General features: G+C 63.2%; 15 protein-coding genes. 8 read left to right on the forward strand and 7 right to left on the reverse strand.

Going from position 1 to position 21,243, the window contains the following annotated elements; genetic code table 11:
- Position 1 precedes the first annotated feature (1 nt).
- The 5 genes from AC1ZQA_RS03425 to AC1ZQA_RS03445 all read left to right on the forward strand — a co-directional run bounded on the left by AC1ZQA_RS03425 (position 2) and on the right by AC1ZQA_RS03445 (position 7,752).
- Positions 2-2,107: a lytic transglycosylase domain-containing protein gene (locus tag AC1ZQA_RS03425; protein WP_482678432.1), complete on the forward strand. Its 2,106-nt coding sequence runs from the start codon at positions 2-4 to the stop codon at positions 2,105-2,107.
- A gap of 18 nt (positions 2,108-2,125) precedes the next feature.
- Complete coding sequence (locus AC1ZQA_RS03430) at positions 2,126-3,115, forward strand: complex I NDUFA9 subunit family protein (protein ID WP_482678433.1); 990 nt, start codon at positions 2,126-2,128, stop codon at positions 3,113-3,115.
- A 113-nt stretch (positions 3,116-3,228) separates the two neighbouring features.
- Positions 3,229-3,882 (forward strand): glutathione S-transferase family protein, encoded by a 654-nt coding sequence (locus tag AC1ZQA_RS03435; RefSeq protein ID WP_482678434.1) that lies wholly within the window; start codon positions 3,229-3,231, stop codon positions 3,880-3,882.
- Between the two features lie 81 nt (positions 3,883-3,963).
- Positions 3,964-5,964, forward strand: a complete 2,001-nt coding sequence (locus tag AC1ZQA_RS03440) for an ATP-dependent helicase (RefSeq protein WP_482678435.1) — start codon at positions 3,964-3,966, stop codon at positions 5,962-5,964.
- A 114-nt stretch (positions 5,965-6,078) separates the two neighbouring features.
- On the forward strand, positions 6,079-7,752 hold the full coding sequence (locus AC1ZQA_RS03445) for a long-chain-fatty-acid--CoA ligase (protein ID WP_482678436.1): 1,674 nt from the start codon (positions 6,079-6,081) through the stop codon (positions 7,750-7,752).
- Between the two features lie 626 nt (positions 7,753-8,378).
- Here AC1ZQA_RS03445 and AC1ZQA_RS03450 read toward each other — a convergent pair.
- The 7 genes from AC1ZQA_RS03450 to AC1ZQA_RS03480 all read right to left on the reverse strand — a co-directional run bounded on the left by AC1ZQA_RS03450 (position 8,379) and on the right by AC1ZQA_RS03480 (position 18,014).
- Entirely contained in the window at positions 8,379-8,927 is a 549-nt protein-coding gene (locus tag AC1ZQA_RS03450; protein WP_482677032.1) for a hypothetical protein, read from the reverse strand.
- On the reverse strand, positions 8,924-10,519 hold the full coding sequence (gene tnpC, locus AC1ZQA_RS03455) for an IS66 family transposase (protein WP_482676861.1): 1,596 nt from the start codon (positions 10,517-10,519) through the stop codon (positions 8,924-8,926). Before tnpC ends, AC1ZQA_RS03450 begins: the two co-directional genes overlap by 4 nt.
- A 62-nt stretch (positions 10,520-10,581) precedes the next feature.
- The gene (gene tnpB, locus AC1ZQA_RS03460) at positions 10,582-10,896 is read right to left on the reverse strand and encodes an IS66 family insertion sequence element accessory protein TnpB (protein WP_482678437.1); all 315 of its coding nucleotides are present in this window, start codon (positions 10,894-10,896) and stop codon (positions 10,582-10,584) included.
- A gap of 32 nt (positions 10,897-10,928) precedes the next feature.
- Positions 10,929-11,267: an IS66 family insertion sequence element accessory protein TnpA gene (tnpA, locus tag AC1ZQA_RS03465; RefSeq protein WP_482676863.1), complete on the reverse strand. Its 339-nt coding sequence runs from the start codon at positions 11,265-11,267 to the stop codon at positions 10,929-10,931.
- Positions 11,192-12,352 carry an IS110 family RNA-guided transposase gene (locus AC1ZQA_RS03470; RefSeq protein ID WP_482678438.1) on the reverse strand — a complete coding sequence of 387 codons (1,161 nt, stop codon included), beginning with the start codon at positions 12,350-12,352 and terminating at the stop codon, positions 11,192-11,194. Before AC1ZQA_RS03470 ends, tnpA begins: the two co-directional genes overlap by 76 nt.
- Before the next feature lie 115 nt (positions 12,353-12,467).
- Positions 12,468-14,987 carry a sensor domain-containing protein gene (locus tag AC1ZQA_RS03475; RefSeq protein ID WP_482678439.1) on the reverse strand — a complete coding sequence of 840 codons (2,520 nt, stop codon included), beginning with the start codon at positions 14,985-14,987 and terminating at the stop codon, positions 12,468-12,470.
- Positions 14,988-16,280: 1,293 nt separating this feature from the next.
- A complete protein-coding gene (locus tag AC1ZQA_RS03480) occupies positions 16,281-18,014 on the reverse strand; it encodes an ATP-binding cassette domain-containing protein (protein WP_482678440.1) in 1,734 nt (577 codons plus the stop codon).
- 117 nt (positions 18,015-18,131) lie between these two features.
- On the opposite strand from AC1ZQA_RS03480, the gene AC1ZQA_RS03485 reads away from it, so the two are divergent.
- The 3 genes from AC1ZQA_RS03485 to AC1ZQA_RS03495 are packed head-to-tail and all read left to right on the forward strand — an operon-like array spanning position 18,132 to position 21,192.
- Positions 18,132-19,511, forward strand: coding sequence for an O-antigen ligase family protein (locus AC1ZQA_RS03485; RefSeq protein WP_482678441.1), 1,380 nt, complete (start codon positions 18,132-18,134; stop codon positions 19,509-19,511).
- Positions 19,477-20,412 carry a glycosyltransferase family 2 protein gene (locus tag AC1ZQA_RS03490; protein ID WP_482678442.1) on the forward strand — a complete coding sequence of 312 codons (936 nt, stop codon included), beginning with the start codon at positions 19,477-19,479 and terminating at the stop codon, positions 20,410-20,412. The genes AC1ZQA_RS03485 and AC1ZQA_RS03490 overlap by 35 nt, the downstream gene beginning before the upstream one ends.
- A 6-nt stretch (positions 20,413-20,418) precedes the next feature.
- A complete protein-coding gene (locus AC1ZQA_RS03495) occupies positions 20,419-21,192 on the forward strand; it encodes a glycosyltransferase family 2 protein (RefSeq protein WP_482679267.1) in 774 nt (257 codons plus the stop codon).
- The last annotated feature ends 51 nt before the right edge of the window (positions 21,193-21,243 follow it).

Consider the following 21,243-nt stretch of genomic DNA (forward strand, 5'->3'; position numbering starts at 1 on the left):
TATGAGCATGAATTCGTTGCTGTCTGGTATTTTGCGCCGCTTCGTCGGTTCGGCGCTGGCGATGGGCCTGGGTTTTTCGGCGTCTCCGGCGATGGCGCAATCGCTGGCGCCATCTGCTCCGCTGGCCGCCAGTGTGGCGGATTCTGCGGCTGCACCCGCCAGCGCAGCGCCGGTGGTCATGCCGCCGATGCCGCAGATTCCCGCCGATCAGGCGCAGCTCATCCTGGCGGCGCAAAAAGCCTCGCAGCGCGGCGATCCGCAGCCCGCGCTGGACGCCCTGCCGCAGCTCAAGGGCACGCTGCTCGAACCCTGGGTGGCCTACTGGGCGATCCGGCCGACCTTGACCAAGGCCACGCAGCAGGATTTCGACGCCTTCGCCCGCGCCTACCCGCACACCTACGTGCTCGACCGCCTGCGCAACGACTGGCTGCTCGAACTGGGCAGTCGTGGCGACTGGGACGATTTCAACCGCGTCTATCCGCACTTTCTCATGCGCGACGATCCGCAGGTGCAGTGCTACGACCTGCAGAGCCAGTTCGTCACCCAGCATGCCGACGTGACCGCGCAGGTGTTCAAGCTGTGGATGGATCAGCGCACCGGCGGCCCGGGCTGCAACAGTGCGGCCAGTGCCCTGCTGCGGGATGGCGCCATGCCGCGCGAGCTGCTCTGGCAGCGCATGCGCCGGTTCTATGAAGACGGCCGTGCGAAGCAGGCGCGCGACCTGCTCGCGCCTTTCCTGCCGCCGGGCAGCTGGCGCATTCTGGCGCAGACCGACACCGATGCGGTGCGCTATCTGCTCGACGTGGTGCGGCGCGGCCCGCAGGCGGCAATTGCAGACCCCGACCGTCGGCAATACCTGGTGCTGGCGCTGCTGAGCATGGCGCGGCAAGACCCCGATCAGGCCGCGCGGCTGCTGCAGGACAATTTCTCCGCACTGCCTGCGCGCGACCGGGCGCAGCTCTGGGGGCGCATCGGCCTGGCCGCCGCGCTCAATCTGCAGCCGGATGCCGCCCGCTGGTTTGCCCGCATGGGGCAGGCCGACCCGGCGTATGTGCCGTCGCCCACTGTGCTCGAATGGCAGGCCCGTGCTGCGCTGCGCGCGCAGGACTGGGCGCTGGTGCGCAGCGCCACCCGCACCCTGATCGACCAGGGCGACAAAGACCTGGCCTGGCCCTACTGGCACGCCCGCGCCCTGGAAAAACTCGGCCACCCGATCGAAGGCCGCGCGCTGATGGCCGAGGTGGCGAACCCCTGGGATTTCTACGGCCAGCTCGCCACCGATGCGCTGGGCATGAAGGTGAGTCTGCCCGCTTCCCTGCCCCCGGCGCCGCTGGCTGCGGTGGCGCAGCAGGCGCAGCGTCCGGGCTTGCGGCGTTCGCTGGCGCTGTTCAGCATCGACCTGCGCAATGAGGCGGTGCGCGAATGGAACTTCTCGCTGCGCGGCCTGAGCAATTCCCAGATGCAGGCGGCCGCCGAACTGGCCTGCCGCCAGCAGCTCTGGGACCGCTGCATCAACACCAGCGAGCGCGTGACCGGCGGGGTGGACATCGCCCAGCGCTACGCCATGCCCTACCGCGAGGCCATCGCCAGCGCCTCGAAGGCGGAGGACGTGAACGAAGCCTTTCTCTACGGCCTGATCCGCCAGGAGTCGCGCTTCATCGCCAACATCAAGTCGTGGGTGGGTGCCTCCGGGCTGATGCAGCTCATGCCGGCTACCGCCAAGCTGGTGGCGCGCAAGATCGGCCTCACCGACTACAGCCACGACCAGATTGCCGATGTCGGGGTGAATGTGCAACTCGGCAGCGCCTACCTCGGCGGCCTGCTGCAGCAGTTTGGCGGCTCCGAGGCGCTGGCGGCAGCGGGTTACAACGCCGGGCCGGGGCGGCCGCTGCGCTGGCGCAACATGGGCCAGCCCGACCAGCCGCTGCTGCCCGGTGCCATCTTCGCCGAGAACATCCCCATTCCCGAAACCCGCGATTACGTCAAGCGCGTGCTGGCCAATGCCACGGTGTACGCCGCCATCCTCAGCGGCAAGCCGCAGTCGCTCAGGGCGCGGCTGGGCGATGTGGGTTCGGCGGATGCGATGCTGGCGAGCAACCAGCGCTGATTCTTTACGGAAGCCCTCATGCAACACAACATCCTCGTCATCGGCGGCAGCGGTTTCATCGGCAGCCGCCTGGTCAATGCCCTGTCTCTGGGCAATCACTTCGTCACCGTGCCCACCCGCCGCCGCCAGCGCGCGCGCCATCTGGTGCAGTTGCCGCTGGTCGATGTGGTCGAGGCCAATGTCCACGACGACGCCACGCTGTCGCGGCTGGTGGCCGGGCGCGATGCGGTGGTCAACCTCGTGGGCATCCTGCAGGGGCGGCGCGGCACCCCGTATGGCCCGGACTTCGCCCGCGCGCACGTCGATCTGCCGCGCCGCATCGCCGCGGCCTGTGCGCAGCACGGCGTGCGCCGCGTGGTGCACATGAGCGCGCTCGGCGCCGATGTCGACGGCCCGTCCATGTACCTGCGCTCCAAGGGCGCGGGCGAAGCGGCGCTGCGTGCGCAGCCGGGGCTGGACCTCACCCTGTTCCGTCCCTCGGTGGTGTTTGGTCCGGGAGACAATTTCCTCAACACCTTCGCCAGCCTGCAGCGGGTGTTTCCAGTGGTGCCGCTGGCCGGGGCGGGCACGCGGTTCGCGCCGGTGTACGTGGCCGATGTGGTCACGGCGTTTTTCAACAGCCTGGTCGGCCCGCACGCGCGCGACACCATTGGACAAACCTATGAGCTGTGCGGCCCGAAGGTCTATACCCTGGCCGAGCTGGTGCGTCTGTCGGGCAAGTGGGCGCGGGTGGGTGGTGGCCGTGGCCGTGCCGTCATCGCCCTGCCCGATGTCCTGGGGCGCTTGCAGGCCATGATGATGGAACTGGCTCCCGGCACCCCGCTGATGAGCCGTGACAACCTCGACTCCATGAAGGTCGACAGCGTGTGCAGCGGCGCCATGCCCGGCTTCGTGCCTGCGCTCGGCGTGCCGCATCCCGAGTCGCTCGAAGCCATCGCGCCCACCTATCTCGACCCGAAATGCCAGGAGTCGGAATACGGCCAGATGCGGGCGACTGCCGGGCGTTGAAACCTGCGCGCCTGCATGCGCTGCCCGCATGGTGGCCATGCAAACAATGCGATGGGCAGGCGCGCGGCAGTGCGTGAGAATGCGGGCACAGCCCCTTTCCGCAATCGCTCGTCATGTTCATCCTCCACATCGGCAACAAGAATTACTCCTCCTGGTCCATGCGCCCGTGGGTGGCGATGACCGCGTTCGGCATTCCCTTCGAGGAGCGCCAGCATGGGCTGGACACGCCCGAGTTCGCAGAGCAGGTGGGTCGGTTGTCCCCCGTGGCGCGAGTGCCCATCCTCGAACACGGCGCGCTGCGCGTCTGGGATTCCCTGGCCATCTCCGAATATCTTGCCGAGCAGTTCCCGCACCATGCGCTGTGGCCTCGCGACACCGCCGCCCGCGCCCTGGCGCGCAGCCTGTGCGCCAGCATGCACAGCGGCTTTGGCGCGCTGCGCGAGCACATGCCGATGAACATTCGCGCTGAGCTGCCGGGCTACGGCCTCAACCCGGCAGTGCAACGCGACATCGATCAGATCCTGCGCATGTGGCAAGGTGCCCTGCAGTCCAGCGGCGGCCCTTTCCTGTTCGGCGCCTTCAGCCTGGCCGACGCCTTCTACGCCCCGGTCTGCATGCGCTTTCTCACCTACCGCCCCGAACTGCCCGACTGGGCATGGCGCTATGTGCAGGACATCGCCGCGCATCCGGCGGTGGGCAAGTGGAACGCGCAGGCCCGCGCCGAGCAGGTGTTTCTGCCAGCGGAAGAGCCATATCGCAGTCCGTAACGCTCCCCAACCATGGGGAGGGAGGCTGGGAGGGGAATGGCCTGCGACTAGACTTTCTCGCTTTGCCTCATCGACCGTCTCATGCTCAACGCCGCCCAGGAACGTGCTGTCGCCCATCTGTCCGGGCCTTGCCTCGTCATCGCCGGGGCGGGCAGTGGCAAGACCCGGGTGATCACCCACAAGATCGCTCGGTTGCTGCGCGCGGGGCTTGAGCCCGATCAGATTGCCGCGATCACCTTCACCAACAAGGCCGCGGCCGAGATGCGCGAGCGCGCCGCGCAACTGGTGGACAAGCGCGGCGTTGCCAGCAAGCTCGCCATTTCCACCTTTCACGCATTGGGCGTGCGCATGCTGCGTGAAAGTGGTGCGGCGCTCGGGCTCAAGCCCAATTTTTCCATCCTCGCCGCAGACGATGTGACCGGCCTGCTGCGCGATGCCGGCGCCACCACCGACAACGCCCAGGCCCGCCGCTGGCAATGGACCATCAGCCTGTGGAAGAACGCCATGCTCACGCCAGAGGCGGCAGCCCGCGTGGCCGAGAACGACGACGAGCGCGTGGCCGCCAAGGTGTACGCCCGCTACGCCGACATGCTGCAGGCGTACCAGGCGGTCGATTTCGACGACCTGATCTGGCTGCCCGTGACCCTGCTGCAGCAGCACGCCGACGTGCGCGCGCACTGGCAGGACAAGCTGCGCTATCTGCTGGTGGACGAATACCAGGACACCAACGCCGCGCAGTACGACCTGCTCAGGCTGCTGGTCGGTGACAGGGGGCGCTTCACGGCAGTGGGCGACGACGACCAGAGCATCTACGGCTGGCGCGGCGCGACGCTGGACAACCTCAAGCGTCTGCAGACCGACTGGCCCACGCTCGAAGTCATCAAGCTCGAGCAGAACTACCGCTCGACCAACGCCATCCTGCGCGCGGCCAACGCCATCATCCAGAGCAATCCCAAGCTCTATCCCAAGAGCCTGTGGAGCGAGCATGGCGAAGGCGAGGCGGTGGAAGTGCGCGCCGCGCAGAACGAAGACGAGGAGGCGCAGATGGTGGCTGCGCGCATCCAGGCGCTGCGCAGCGGCCGCAATGCCGAGCTGGCGCACATCGCCGTGCTGTACCGCGCCAACCACCAGTCGCGCCCGCTGGAGCAGGCGCTGCGTCGCGCCAACATTCCGTATGTGGTCAGCGGCGGGCAGAGCTTTTTCGACCGCGCCGAGATCAAGGACATCTGCGCCTATCTGCGCCTGCTGGCCAATTCCGACGACGATCCGGCCTTTCTGCGTGCCGTCACCACGCCGCGCCGGGGCATCGGGCCGCAAACCCTGGCGGCGCTCGGCAGCTTTGCCGCGCAATGGAAGGTGTCGCTGTTCGAGGCGCTGTTCCGCGATTCCATGCCTGCGGCGGTGGGCGCGCGGCCTGCCGACCATCTGCGCGAATTCGGCCGGCTTCTGCACGACATCGAATGGCGCGCGCGCACCGCGCCAGCGGGCGAACTGCTGCGTGAGATGCTGGAGACCATCGGCTACCGTGCCTGGCTGGAAGAGCACAGCGACAACCCGCGCGAGGCCGAACAGCGCTGGAAAAACGTGGACGACTTCTGCGGCTGGATCGAGCGCAAGGCCGAAGAAGACAAGGTGGGTCTGACGCAGATCGCCCAGACCATCTCGCTCATCACCCAGTTGCAGGAACGCGGCGAGCAGCGCGACGCCGTCACCCTGTGCACCCTGCACGCCGCCAAGGGGCTGGAGTGGCCGCATGTGATACTGGCCGGCTGCGAGGAGGGGCTGCTGCCGTTTTTCACCGATGACCGCCCGCTGACCGATGCCAGCCAGGAGGAAGAACGCCGCCTGATGTATGTGGGCGTGACCCGGGCGCGCCAGACCCTGGTGCTGAGCTGGTGCCAGAAGCGCAAGCAGGGGCGCGGGGCGGCAGGGCGCAGCCCCAGCCGCTTCATCGGCGAAATGCAGACCGGCCAGCCCAAGACGAGCAACAAGGACGCCGCGATGGCGCGCATTGCCGCACTGCGCAACAGCCTGGGTGCAGCCGCAGCACAGGAGAGCAGGGCGGCTGCGGCGAAAACCTGATCGTGACTGAGGCGCGCTCTAGCCGAATTCCATCGAATCGGCTATGTTCCGAAAAACGAACGGGCGTGCTTTTTTCCCGTCATGCTGCATTCCACAAAAAGCAGGAGACAGTTCATGGAGCGAATCTGGCTGGCGAATTACCCCGCAGGCGTGCCTGCGGACATCGACCCGGATATTTTTTCGAACGTTGGCGCATTGCTCGAGCGCAGCTTCAAGGCCTTTGCCGAGCGCCCCGCCTTCGCCTTCATGGGACACAAGACCAGCTATGCGCAGTGGGGTGCGCAAAGCACGGCGCTGGCGGCCTATCTGCAGTCGCTCGGGCTGAACAAGGGCGACCGGGTGGCGATCATGATGCCCAATGTGCCGCAGTATCCGGTGGCGGTGGCGGCCGTGCTGCGCGCCGGGCTGGTGGTGGTCAATGTCAATCCGCTCTACACCCCGCGCGAGCTCGAGCACCAGCTCAAGGACAGCGGGGCGGTGGCCATCGTCATTCTGGAGAACTTTGCGCACACCTTGCAGCAGGTCATCGCGCACACCGCGGTCAGGCATGTGGTGGTGGCGAACATGGGCGAGACGCTGGGATTTCCGCTCGGAGCCATCGTCAACTATGTGGTGCGACACAAGAAGCGGCTGGTTCCCTCCTGGTCCCTGCCGGGGCACGTGGCCTGGAAGGCGGCACTGGGCAAGGGCGCGGCACTGCCCTTCCATCCGCCGCAGGTCGGCGCAGAAGACGTGGCCCTGCTGCAATACACCGGCGGCACCACCGGCGTGGCCAAGGGCGCGACACTCACCCACCGCAACATCGTGGCCAACATCGTGCAGTCGGCCGCCTGGTACGCCCCGGCTCTGGGCAAGCTGCCCAAGGGACAGCAGCTCAACACCATCTGCGCGCTGCCGCTCTATCACATCTTTGCGTTCACCGTCATCATGATGCTCAGCGCGCACGAGGGCGGCATGATGATCCTGATTCCCAACCCGCGCGATCTGCCGGCGACGCTCAAGGAGCTGGCGAAATACGAGGTGCATTCCTTCCCCGCGGTGAACACCCTGTTCAACGGCCTGCTCAATCATCCGGATTTCAACAAGGTGAACTGGGGAAACCTGAAGATGTGTCTGGGCGGCGGCATGGCGGTGCAGGAGGCGGTGGCCAAGCGGTGGCTGGAGCGCACCGGCTGCCCGATCTGCGAGGGCTACGGCCTGTCGGAAACCTCGCCGTCGGCCATTTGCAACCCCACCGATACCGACCGCTACAGCGGCACCATCGGCATGCCCATTCCGTCCACCGAACTGCAGTTGGTGGACGACAGCGGCCGCGAGGTGGCGGCCGGTCTGCCCGGAGAAATTGCCTTGCGCGGGCCGCAGGTGATGCGCGGCTACTGGAACCGGCCGGAGGACACTGCGGCGACCTTCACCGCCGACGGCTTTTTGCGCACCGGCGACATCGGCGAGATCGACGCCAAAGGCTATGTGAAGATCATCGACCGCAAGAAGGACATGATTCTGGTGTCGGGCTTCAATGTCTATCCCAACGAGGTGGAGGGCGTGGCGGTGATGCACCCGGGTGTGCTCGAAGCCGCGGCCGTGGGCGTGCCCGATGCGAATTCGGGCGAGGCCGTCAAGCTGTTCGTCGTGAAAAAGGACCCGGCGCTGACCGAGCAGCAACTGCGCGACTTTTTGCATGAACAGCTCACTGGCTACAAGCGGCCCAAATTCATCGAATTCCGTGGCGAGCTGCCGAAGACGCCGGTGGGCAAGATTCTGCGCAGAGAGCTGCGACCGCCGCAGTGAGCGGGCCCTAGGAGTCTGTCGGGCTTGGGAATCGCGGGCTGCAAAAGGGCTGTGCGGCGCGCTGCGGCAGCAGCTTCTTGCCCCCATGGCCCCCACCATGGGGCTGCAAATCCGCCGCCACATCGCATCCCCACAGCCCTATTTCGCCATCCGCCCCCAAGCCCGACTGACTCCTCATATGGTCGCCGCTGTCAATCGCGTCAGCGCATAGGTGATGGCCGGTGATGGGTTTCAGGATCGATCGGGTGATGCGACACGAGCGTTGCAGCGACGATGAATCAGACTCATATCCGCGGATTGATTACCAGCACTTCATCGATTCGTCGCGGGCCTGCCTCGCTCTAGAGTCGGGGATCAGCCTTGCGGTGCCCTGGTAGGAGTTTCGAGGGTTGCCCTCTCGGTGCTCGTGTGGCATCGCCCGATCGATCCCGGTCCTGTGTTCAGGTGGTCCCCCTTTCGCGTTGTGCGTGCATGCCGATTGCCCAGACGAAGCCCGCCAGCTCTCGGGCCACGGCCACGCAGACCTTGTTGGCCTGAACGCCACGCTTTTGTAGGGCGGCGTAGCGTAAGCGTTCAGCCAGCGGCGTGATTGCGCTCGAGCTATTGGGTGGGTAGATGCAGCAGCATCAGGCAGCAGTCTTCACGCGTCGGGCAGTGCGCCGCTGCACCGCCTTGGTGGTGTGCGATGGGCATACTGCTGCGACGCACTCGGTGAGGTTCACCGCTGCCAGAAGCATGAACTTGATCGCATCGGTTTTCACGTCCAGCAGGTCGTGATCCTGCAGGCGGCTGTAGACGAACGCCAGCAGGTTGGGCTCGGCGTGGGAGTCGATCTGCTGCTGCAGCGCCTGCGCCTGCTGCAGCGTGGTCAAGCCGTCGAGGAAGAGCATCTTCGCCACGAGGCGGTCGAGGCAGCGATCTTGCAGATCCTCGCAGACCATCGGCCATGCATGTCCGCTGATCTTCATCGCCTGGTACACCACGAAGAGGATGTTGAGGATAATCTCGACCTGCTCCAGCCTGGCGCCCAGGCGCGGCAGGACCAGCACACTGGCAAGCAGCGTGGGCTGGTGCGCATGGATCTCGTCGGCGAGCGCCTCGCGCGCGCGCAGATCCATGCGGTCGACGGTGAGGATCGCCTGGGCAACAATGCGCGTGGAGATCCGCTGCGTCATCGGGGCGCGGCCCTGTCCAGGTCCGAGCACAGCGGGTCCTGCCCGAAGTGCTGCGTCCACAGCCTGGGGGTGAGTTCGACCACCCGGGACTGGGGATGTCGGCCCACGCGCTGCAACACGTCGACCAGATAGGTGTACGGGTCGATACCCTGCAGCACGCAGGTGGCGATGAGGCTTTGCAGGATGCCCACATGGCGTGCGCCGACCTCGCTCCAGCAGAACAGCCAGTTGCGCCGCCCCATCGGGATCGGACGCAGCGCGCGCTCGATGTGGTTCGTGTCGATGGGCACCGCCGGGTCATCGATGAACACTGACAGCGCTGCCCGTCGCTCTCGCACGTAGGCCAGCGCTTTGGTCAACGGATTGCTCGGCAGCAGGCCCTGCTGCGCGAACTGCTGCTCGACCCAGGCGAAGAACGCCTGCACCCGCGCCCGGCTGTGGGTGGCGCGATGCGCCAGCTTGGCCGCACCCTCCCACCCGGCGGCGCGGATCTCGGCCTCGATACGGTACAGCGCGGTGATGTGCTGCAAGGCTTGCGTGGCCGCCCGCGGCTCGGCGTCTTGCGCCTCGAAGAACAGGCGCCGCGCGTGCGCCCAGCACTGCGCGTGGGTGACTCCGGTCTGCCTCGCATAGCGGGCATAGGCCGCGTAGCCATCGCTCAGCAGCACCGTGCCACTGGGCAACTGTCCAAGAACTTGGCTCACATGCTCATGGCGGCGCGAGGCGAAGTGGGGGAAGCACACCTCGTCGTGCTCGCCATACACCGGCCAGAAGTACGTGCCCTTCATCTTCCCCGGCCCGGCGCGGCCGGCCTTGATCGGGGTCTCGTCCATCGTGATCACATGCCCGCCCAGGATCGAGGCCAGCTGCGCATCCACGATGGGCTCGAGCAGCGCCGCAGTCTGCTGCATGAGCTGGGTCAACCAGGCCCGGCTGAGCTTGAAGCCGGCATCGGCCAGCCGCTGATGCTGGCGGTACAGCGGCAGGTGGTAGCGGAACTTGTCCACCGCCATGCCGGCGACGAAACTCACGTCGGCGCGGCTGCCCTCGAACACGCTGGCCGGCGCCGGCGCGCAGTGCAGGGTCGCGGTGTCGAGCCGCTTGATCACCGGGCGCACGTACTTGAGCGCCACATAGGCGCCCGGGCGCTGCGCCAGGCGGTAGCTGACCTTCTCGCCGATGACCTCGTACTCCTCGGCACGCAACCCCTGCGCCTGGGCGCACGGCAGGTGGATGACCTGCACCTCGACCCGCTCGGCGTCGAAGAACGCCGTCGCGTCCTGGTCGCCAGCACAATCTGTCGTGCGTGCGCGCCGCGTGTGCCCGGCCACTTGGCGTCCAGCCTCGGGGGCTTGTGGCGGGATCGGCAGATCACCCAGAATCTGGCCGAGATGAAGTTGCTGCGCATCGGCCACGCTCTGCAGCCGTTCGCTCTTGCTGCCGAAGATCTGTCGCCTGAACCACGCCAGTTGCCGCTGCTGCTCAACGATGGTCTGCGCTTGCGATTGCAGCAACCGCACGAGAGCCTCAACCGCCATGCCCGCCACGATCTGGGCGGTATAGGTCTGCACTTGAGCGGGGTCTGCACGCATGAAAGCATTGTGCCCATGGCAAAGCCCGAAGGGAATCGGGCTTTGCCACATTGCAAAACCCGTTATCGCCACTCCACGTGTCGATGCCGCTTGAACTGCCGCGTCACCTGCAGCCCCTCGAGCAGGAGCTTGAGCGCGGTGAAGTCGATCTCGGCGCTGCGCTGCCCGCCCCAGTCGCGCACAAAGCGGCCGGCCTCCAGCCGTTTGCTCCACACGCACCAGCCGCTGCGATCGAAGTACAGCACCTTGATCTGGTCAGCCCGACGGTTCGCGAACACGAACAGATGCCCGCCCAGCGGGTCGACCTCAAAGCCCTGGCGCGCCAGCGCGTACAGCCCGTCGTAGGACTTGCGCATGTCGGCAGGCTGCCCATACAAGAAGACCCGGATGCGCCCCTCAGGAAAGAATATCAGCGGCGCACCAGATGCAGGCTCATGCCGCCGCCCAGGTCCAGCCGCAACTCCATGGGCGCATGCATGCCGCCGGTACCGACTTCGCCCAACTCGATGAACCCCGCGGCACGCTGCTCCATACGCCCAGTCTTGGCCGTCACGGGCGCAGCCTTCACCTTGCCCGACAGCCGCTCACGCCAGCGCCGATAGCTGCTCACACACACTCGCTCCTGCCGACAAAAGCTCTTGAGCGTCAGCCCCGAGGCCGGGAAACGCTCAATCACGTCGCGCCAGCACGCCTCGTCCAGGTGCCGCCGCCGCTTGACCTCGGCCACCTCTGCCGCGTCGTTCTCCATCTCGAATGTCTCCTCATCCCTGCGATGGGAAACATTCTTCGTGGGATCCGAAACGAACGAAAGAACGCCGCTGGCTTACCGGTTACGGCGTAGCGGCTGGTCAGTCGCAACTGTCCCTTCCACGCAATCGTGCGAATCGCCTCGGATAGCCCCTGCTGGCGCGCGTTGATCTCTTTGCCGACTCTGGCCTTGAATCGGTAGCTCCAGGCCGCCTCGATCAGCAGCCTGCGCGCATGGCCGTTGCCCGTCTTGGTGATGCTGCCTCGGCTCGTACGTTCGCCGCTGGAGTGCTCCGAAGGCACCAGGCCAAGGTAGCCCATGAGCTTGCGTGGGTGCTCGAATCGGCTGAGGTCACCGATCTCCGCGACCAGGCCGATCGCGCTGACCGCAGCCACTCCACGCAACGCCTGCAAAGCATCGACCACCGGCTCGAAGCGCCAACCTGTGATCGACTCCTGCAGCGCCTTCGTCAACCGCGCCACACGTTCGTCGGCAGCCTTCACCGCTTGCCAGTACTCGGTGAAGGCCGTCTGCGTGGCCGCCGAGTCGAAGCTCTGCCTGGCCAGCCAGTCATCGTGCGTGGCGCACCAGGAGGTCTTCCCGCCATAGCGCCGGTCGTGACGCAGCAGGAACCCCTTGAGCTGTTGACGCACCTGCGTGCGGTTGTTGACGGCGTCCTCGCGCGCCCGTGACAGATCGCGGATCGCCTCGTCCTCGGGGTCGGGGATCCACACTGGCGTCAGCGTGCCGGCACGCGAGTACTCGGCCAGATCCAGGCTGTCGCGGGCGTCGGTCTTGACCCGCTGGCCAGACTGCCGAGGCGTCTTCGACGGCGCAATGACCTCGCACGCATAGCCCCTGGCAGCCAATGCCCGCTGCAACCCGTAGCCCGTCGGGCCGGCCTCGTAGACGATGTGCAGTCCATCGACTGTGCCCAGCTTGGTCAGAACCTTCAACAGCTTGGGAACGTCATGCACGACCTTGCCCACCAAGCGAGCTTTGTCTCGCCCTGGCTCGGCCGCAGCCACCGTGATGCTGTCCTTATGGACGTCCAAACCCACATGTATCTTGGTACCCTTTTCCATGGTCGGTCTCCTGTTTGCTGATGGCCTATGCCACAGCATGTAGCTCTACGCGCCTCGGCGCGCAACCTACGATGTTGGGGACCGGCCATCTGCCCTCGGGCGGCGACCATGATGTCTAGCGGGGCGCGGTGCGCTGGTCGCGCAGCAGGTTCAGCATCTGCTGCAGATTGAGCGCACGCGAGAACACCCAGCCCTGGATCATCGGGCAGCCCGCGCGCTCCATCCACAGCAGATCGGCGACGGTTTCCACGCCCTCGGCCACCACTTCCAGGCCGAGGGTCTTGGCCATGGTGAGGGTGGCACGGGCGATGGCGGCCTTGAAGCGGTCGGCGCTCACGCCCGAGGCGATGGCGCGGTCGATCTTGATCTGGTTGACCGGCAGCCGGGTGAGGTAGCCGAGATTGGAATAGCCCACGCCAAAGTCGTCGAGCGAGAGCTGCACGCCCATGTCGCGGAAGCCGTCGAGCACGGCCAGCAGATCGGGGTTGTGCTCGATTTCCACGTTTTCGGTGAGTTCGAGCACCAGTTGGTTGCTCGGCACATCGACGCTCTGCGCCATCTCGGACACGCAGGGCACGCAGGCGCTGACATGCAGCTGCCGAGGCGAGACGTTGTAGGCCATGGTGCCCGCAAAGCCCTGCTCCTTGCGCAGGCGGGCGAAACCTTCCAGTGCAATCGACAGCATCACCGGGCCGAAGCTGTCGAGCAGGCCGCAGTCGGCCAGGATGGCGATGAACTCGTCGGGCGCCACGCGCTCACCGTTGCCGCGCGTCCACCGCGCCAGGGCCTCCACTCCGGCAATCTCGTAAGCGCCGCGCAGAGTGTCGAGGGTGGCCGAATCGTCGTGCAGCAACACGCTTTGCCGCCGCGACCAGATCGGCTGGAAGTGCACCTCGAAGCGCCGGTTGATGATGGCTGCGCGCAGTTCCTCTTCCAGTTGCGATCGGCGCTCGATGCGCGACTGCAGCGCCACTGAAAACGACTCCACCCGGTTGCGTCCCAGCACCTTGGACTCGTGCATGGCCGCATCCGCCCGGCCCAGCAATTCGGCGGTGGTGCGGCCATGCTGCGGAAACACCGCCACGCCGATGCTCGCCGTGGTCTGCAGGGTGCGCTCGCCATGTTCCATCGGCTCGCCCAGCGTGTCCTGCACCTGCTGGGCCAGGCGCATGGCCTGCGCGGCGTCGTGCGTATCGCGCGCGAGAATCAGGAATTCGTCGCCGCCAAACCGCGCGGCGGTGTTGTTCGGACGGGCGAGCTGCACCAGACGCTGCGCGGCTTCCACCAGCACCCGGTCGCCCACCGCGTGACCCAGCGCGTCATTGATCAGCTTGAAGCGGTCGAGGTCGATGAACAGCACCGCGAAGCTCTGCCCCGGCGGGGTCACGGCGATCGCGTCCTCGAGGTGCTTTTCGAACAGGGTGCGGTTCGCCAGCCCGGTGAGCGGGTCGCGGTAGGCGGCGAGTTCGAGCTTTTCCTCGTCCTGATGCGCCTTGGTCACGTCGCGCACCACGCCGCGATAGCCCTGGTACAGGCCCAGATGGTCGATCATCGGCGCGGCGTCGATGCGCCACCACAGCAGCGCCTGATCGGGCCCCAGACGGAACGGCACGATCAGATCGCGCACCTCCTCCTGCTCCTCCATGAGATAGCGCAGCTGCGCCCATTCCGGCGAGAACTCCTGCCCCGGGTACAGCGCATGGAGGTTGCGCCCGATCAGGTTCAGACTGGCCAGCGGCGAATCCCCGGCGCGGCGGCTGCTGCGGGTGATGTAGGTCAGCACGTCGTTGCTGTCGGACTCCCAGAACCACTCGCTGGAGAGTTCGGCCAGCATGCGAAAGCGGCTTTCGCTGCGCACCAGCCGATGCTGCGTCTGCCGTAGCTCGCTGATGTCCCAGGTCAGGCCGAAAATGCGGGTGGCGGCCCCATCAGGCCCGCGCTCGCGCACCATGCCATGGTTCATGGTCGTCACCATGCTGCCGTCGGCGCGGATGAAGCGCGTCTCCACCGTCTGCACAAAACCGTCGGGGGCGCTGATGCGCGCAATGGCCTGCTCTAGCGCGGGCAGATCGGCCGGCACCACATGCCCCATCCACTCGGGAATGGTGAAGGTCTTGGGCTCATGCCGATGCGCCTCATCGAGCCAGTTCTGTTCGGCATGCAACTGGCCGCTGTGCAGATCGAGTTCCCAGACGGTCAGCCCCGGACTGGTGCGCAGCAGATCGAGCGAGGTATCGCTGGCGTGCAGCCGCGTGGTGTCCTGCATGAAGCAGAAATAGCCGGGAGTCGCACCGCTGGCATCGGGCGGGAAGGGCACCAGCCGCACCTGCAGCCACCCTTGCGTCTGGCGCCCGGCGTGGTAGGCCTGACGTTCATATTGCACAACCTGGCCGCGCAGCACCGCAGCAATATGTGGCGCGATGGCGACAAGCGCGTCGTGCGGCGTGAAATCCTCCAGCGACTTGCCGAGCAGTTCCTCCGGATTTCTGCACAGCCAGTTGGCATAACCTGCGTTGCAATAGAGCAACTTGTTCTGCGCATCGAAACACCCCGCCATCAACGGCAGATGCTCGGCCCACTGCGCAATGTCCTGGCACCAGGAAGCAGAAGAATTTGGAGGTGTTTCTCGTCCCATGCGCTGGAATGTTGTGCAGACTGTGAAGGCGGCGCGCTGATGTTGAGCAGGCCCCCTGCGGATCGGACGAAAATCGCCCACAACGACTTTGTAAAGTCTAAGCGAGTCGGAGCATGGACGGGGGCGTCTTTCTTTTCGCCTCGCAAATTTGTGAAATTTTGAAACGCAATCGATCGACTGGGATGAAAGCAGGACAATTCCCTGGCGATCGCGGTCATTCGGGTATGTCGAAGATCGAAACACCAGGCTGAAAAGGCAATCGGAGGGAATATGAGCAACGCAAATGTGAACTACCGCCATCTGGCAACGCTGGGGCTGGTGGCTGTGTTGGCAGGGTGTGGTGGGGGCGGCGGAGGAGCCGCACCCGCCGCGCAGTGCACAGCGGACTGCATTTCGGGGCAAGTGCAGAGCGCCTCAGGTGGCGCTGTGGCTGGTGTTTATGTCACTGCAACCAATTCTCAGACTGGAGCGGTTTGTGCCACATCGACAGCGCCGACGAATGCGAACGGCAGCTATGTGATCTCATTGAGCACCTGTGGTGGTGGGCAGTTGCCAGTTGTTTTGACGGCACCGGGTGGTGTGAGCACAACGATTGCGGGCGGCTCGAATACAGGAGGAGCCAACCCGAACACAGGCTCTGCCGGATCTTCCGCTACTGGCGGGGGCATACCGACCAGTGGTGGCGGAGGAACTCCATCCGGGACAACTTCCAGCAGTGGGACGACCGCAGGCACGACAAGTCCACCTGGCGTTGGAACGAGCCCAGTGTCCACGGCCAGCACGCCATCCTCGGTGGGAAGCGGCACCAGTGCTGGCACGAGCACAAGTGGTGGCACCAACGGCTCTTCGGGTGGCGACACCGGACTGCTGGTCAACACATGGGCCCCGGGGCAGTCGACATCAGGCATTGCGTTGAATCCAACGACAACCAATTCAATTGCCGCATTCGCTGGCACGTGGAGTGCGTCGTATGTTCCAGCAGACCCCCGAGGAGATTCCGGTTCTTGCTCCTTGACGGTGAGTCAAGCAGGGGTTATCGCATCGGTACAACCAAATTGCATGTCAGTCAAATCTGGCCCCTTCATTTTGACGGGAACGATCAATAGTGTGGGGCAGTTCGGCGGCGGAACGTCGACCGGAGGTAGCTACACGGGATCGTTCACCAGTCAACAATACAGCGCGTCAGGCTCCTGGAAGAATGGCAATGACGGCGGCAGCTGGAGCGCAAGCAAGACCGGAAATTGAAGACGGATTTCTGATGCTTGATGTGATGCTGTTGGTAGGTGGATCACGTCAAGCCGAAGATCCTTTGGATTGAAACTGCATCCGGTGCAACTGAGCATACAGCCCGCCTTTGCGCAGCAACTCCGCTTGAGTTCCCAGTTCGATGAGCCGCCCTTCGTCGAGCACGGCGATGCGGTGGCAGTGCGCGATCGTGGCCAGGCGGTGGGCGATGACGATGGTGGTGCGACCGTCCATCAGGCGATTGATCGCCTGCTGCACCAGGCGCTCGCTTTCGGCATCGAGCGCGCTCGTGGCTTCGTCGAGGATGAGCAGCGGCGCGTTTCTGTACAGCGCGCGCGCGATGGACAGGCGCTGCCTCTGCCCGCCCGAGAGCTGCGAGCCGTTGTGGCCCACCGGCGCGGCAAGACCACCGGGCAGGCCGCGCACAAAATCACCCAGCGCGGCTGCATCGAGCGCGGCCCAGGCGCGTGCTTCGTCCAGCGGCGCGCCGAAGCTGACATTGGCGCCGATGCTGTCATTGAGCAGCACCACGTCCTGACCGACGTAGGCGATTTGCTCGCGCAAGCTGTGCAGGCTCCAGTCGTGCAGCGGCACGCCGTCGAGCAGCAGGCGGCCCCGGGTGGGCTCCAGCAAACGCGGCACCAGACGCATGAGCGTGGTCTTGCCCGCACCGGACGGACCAACCAGCGCAAGGCTTTCGCCCGCTCGCACCTGAAGATTGATGCCGTCGAGCACCGGGCGATCCATGGCGCCGATGGTCACGCCGACATTGTCGAACACGAGATCGCCGCGCACCCGGTCAACGGCGTGTGTGCCGGTGTCCTGTTCCTGCGGTGCGTTGACGATGGACTGCAGACGGTTGAGCGAGGAAAGTGCACGCACCATGGGCTGCACGATATCGGCCACACGGCGCAGCGGCGAGAGGGTCATCATCATCGCGGTGATGAATGCGACAAAACCGCCCACGCTGTGCTGACCCGACACATCGCTCTGCCACATGGCAAAGACAATGACCACAGACACCGCCAGCGCGGACAGCCACTGCGATACCGGCGTGGTGGTGGAGCCTGACACCAAGGTCTTCACCGTGGTGCGGCGCAGGCCCTGGTTGATGCGATGGAACCGCGCGGCGAAATTGTCCTGCGCGTTGTGCACCCGAATCACAGGAGCGGCCAGCATGCCTTCTTCCAAGGCATAGGAAGTTTCTTCGGCCGCCTGCTGCATCTGCGCATTCAGCCGCTTGGCGCGGCGGCTGATGAGGCGCATGGTGAAAATCAGCGGCAGCAGAATCGCCAAGGTCAACAAGGTGAGACTCCAGTTCACCCACAGCAGATAGCCGAACAGCGCCACCAGAGTGAAGCTGTCGCGCACCAGGGTGAGCAGGCCCGGAAAGATCATCCCCAGCGCCAATTGCGCCTCGTACACCGACGCCCCGATCAGGCTGCTGGCGCTTTCGCGCTGGAGTTGCGCAAGTTGCGCATGCACAATCTGCCCGAAGACCAACTCGCGCACCCGCGCCAGCACGTTTTGGGTCAGCCACTGTGTGAGAAACTGCGACGCCAGCCACGCAAGCCCGCGCACGGTGAACAAGCCCATGAGCACGGCGGGCACGGCCCACAGGGGGAAGTCCCGTTTGGCCGTGAAGCCCACGTCGAGCACATGCTTCATCAGGGCAGGCAGAACCGGCTCTGTGGCCGCCACAACGGCGGCAAAGAGCACGATGAGCAGGGCGGCGGTACGGTTGCGGGGGTCGGAGCGAAATAGCTTCCCCAAGAGCGCCATTCCTTTTTTATTTTGTCTTATTTGCATGCGACTTCCAATGGATCCAGTTGAAGACCATGTCTTTTCTCAGTATGACGCGGCAATGGTCTGCGTATTCATTTTCCGGGTGACTCCCTGATGCTAGTCGTTGCAGAGAGGTGGTCCGCGCTTGACAGTGCCTGGTTCAAGTCTGCCATCGTCGGCCTGCTGGTGGCCTATCCAGCTTTGACGCTGATTGTTCCAGGTGCGGTTAACACCGCCATTTTTCTCCTGTTTTTGATGAGTCTCGGATTGCTGCTCAGTCCTCGTTGGCACGCATTCAATAGAGTCAATAGACATCAGACGTTAATTGCGCGGGTGTGTCTGAAGGATCCTTTGGATCAAAGCAAAGCGATTCTTTTTTCGCTGTCCATGATAGGGCTGCCAGTGGCAGTATTTTTGAGCCAATGGGCGAATCACCGCTGGGGATGGTCATACTACGACGCAGTATCAAGATTTTTGATTGCGATACCAATTTTTTTTGCGCTCCGTCGGTTCGATCCCGCATTGCTGATAAATATTCGACGCGGATTTTTGATCGGGGCGCTGGTGGCGGCCGGATATGTTTTGTTTGATCCCCAAATTTGGGGTGCTGATAAAGGAATCGTCCGCATTGGGACTTCATTTGTTAATCCAATACATTTTGGTGATATCGCGCTTTCACTGGGTATAATTCCTCTGTTTGGCATTGTAATCCAAGAGAAAAAATCAACTGTAAAATCTTGGTTGCATCTTTCTCTGGCGCTGTTGGCTGCCGCTGCTGGTCTCTATGCATCAATTCTCTCTGGCTCCAGAGGGGGGTGGGTTTCTATTCCAGTGCTTTTGATTGTTGCCTATCTAATCAATAGAAAAAAATTTCCGGCGCTAGCAGCATTAATTGTATTTATCGTATTTTCAGTATTTTTCTATATCGGATACGAAAAGATTCCTGAAATCCAGCAACGGATTAATCTCATTCATAATAACATCCACGCCTTCGATCAGGGGAACGAAAATACTTCGATAGGCATACGATTTCAGCTCTGGCGAGTCGCATTGATGATTTTTATTGATCATCCAATATTTGGAATCGGGATGGGGGGATTCAAAGAATTGATGAATTCATTGCAGCAAGCCGGGTATTTGACTCCGTTGGCTGCGGATTTTGGTCGACAGGAGGTGCATAGTGAAATCCTGTCTCGCCTGTCGCAGCTTGGAGTGATAGGTTTTATTGCTATTATGAGTGTCTACATCGTGCCCGGTTGGATGTTTTGGGCTCAATTGAACGCGCCGATGCCGGCATCACGTTCTGCTGCGCGAATGGGATTAGCTTTTGTGATCGGATTTTTTATATATGGGTTGACTGTTGAAACTTTTGATTTAACGATGACAGCGGCATTTTACGCTCTCACAATCGCTGTTTTAATGGCGGTGGCCTATCCTGCCACAAAAATGAAGAATACAAATGAAATTCAGCATCCTGATTCCGTCGTGGAATAATTTACCATTCCTTAAGTTGTGCATTGACAGTATAAGGAATAATTCCGTCGCCGATCATGAAATTATCGTGCATGTCAATGATGGATCTGACGGTACATTGAGCTGGGTACGAGAGCAGGGAATACGCCACACTCACTCATCGGGAAATATCGGAATTTGTATGGCGCTCAATCACATTGCCGGTCTGGCAACTTTTGATTGGATACTCTACATGAATGATGATATGGTTTGTTGCCCTGGATGGGACTCCGCATTGATTCAAAAAATTGAGTCTGCAACAGATGATCGTATCTTTCTATCGTCTATGCTGCTTGAGCCAATGCAAACTGGAAACGAACGAGTCATCGTTCAAAATCATGGAATAGACCCTGATCACTTTGACTTGCCTGGTTTGCTTGATCATTACATGGATGTCCGGCGCTCTGACATGTTTGGACGCGCATCGCAGCCGACATTGATTGCCAAGCGCTGGTGGTTCATCGTTGGTGGTTACAGCCTTGAATTCAGTCCGGGTATGAGTTCTGATGACGACTTACTGATGAAGCTTTGGATTGTGGGATTTCGCCATTTTGAGATTGTTGCAGCGAGTCGTCTTTACCACTTTGCCTGCCGCAGCACCGGACGTATCAGGAAAAACCGCGGCTCACGCGCCTTCGCACTCAAGTGGGGGATTACCCAAGGGGAGTTCATGCGTAATTTTCTGCGTCAGATGGACTGTGATGCATGCACTCAATCAATTGGTCTTTTGCCGAAGCCAACTCTCAGTGGGAGATTCAAACGTGCATTTCACGGCCTGTTCAGTAACATTCCACTCGGTGATATGGCTGCCTGGGATCCAATGCCTGGCGAAAAGTTTTCTGCTCCACCCTTAAAAAATTCAGATGGCAAACTGAACGGATGAATGGTGATGCGAGGGATCTCGGTAGTCATCATTACACGTAATGAGCACCGTAATATCGCTGAGTGCTTGGTAGGGGTAAAATGGGCTGACGAGGTCGTGATTGTTGACGGTGGCAGCAGCGACGGCACAGTGGAAATAGCCCGCAATCTCGGCGCAAAGGTCATCATTGCACCGGACTGGCCCGGGTTTGGCCGCCAAAAAAACCGTGCGCTTGACCTTGCGCAGGGAGAATGGGTGTTGTCCATCGACGCCGACGAGCGGGTGACGCCCGCTCTGGCTGCAGAGATTCAATCTGCCGTGCAGCGCACCGACGCGCCGGACGCTTTTTCTCTCCCACGCCTGTCGAGTTATTGCGGGCAATTCATGCGCCATGGTGGGTGGTATCCCGATCGCGTGGTCCGGGTATTCCGGCGGGGCAAGGCGCGGTTTTCGGACGACATCGTGCATGAATCGGTTCAGGTTCTGGGGACAGTCGGCCAACTTCAATGCGATTTGCTGCACATCAGCTATCGCTCGCTGGATGATGTGCTGGAAAAAATGAACCGGTACTCCAGCGCGGGAGCTCAGAAGTTGGCTGCGCGAGGGCGCCAATCCGGGCTCGCCACGGCACTGGGCAAGAGCCTGTGGGCGTTCTTTCGGACCTATGTGCTGCGGCGGGGCTTTCTCGATGGGCGCCTTGGGTTTGTGCTCGCCTGTAGCGTTGCACACGAGACTTGGTACCGCTACCTGAAGTTGTGGCTGGGGCAGCGCTCCAATGCCGAACAGGAATTGCGCCGCTGACCGATGAGGCGCGAGCGCGCGGTTTTCCAACTTGTGGAACCAATCCCATTT

This window comes from Thiomonas sp. DCM-2 (assembly GCF_056820905.1).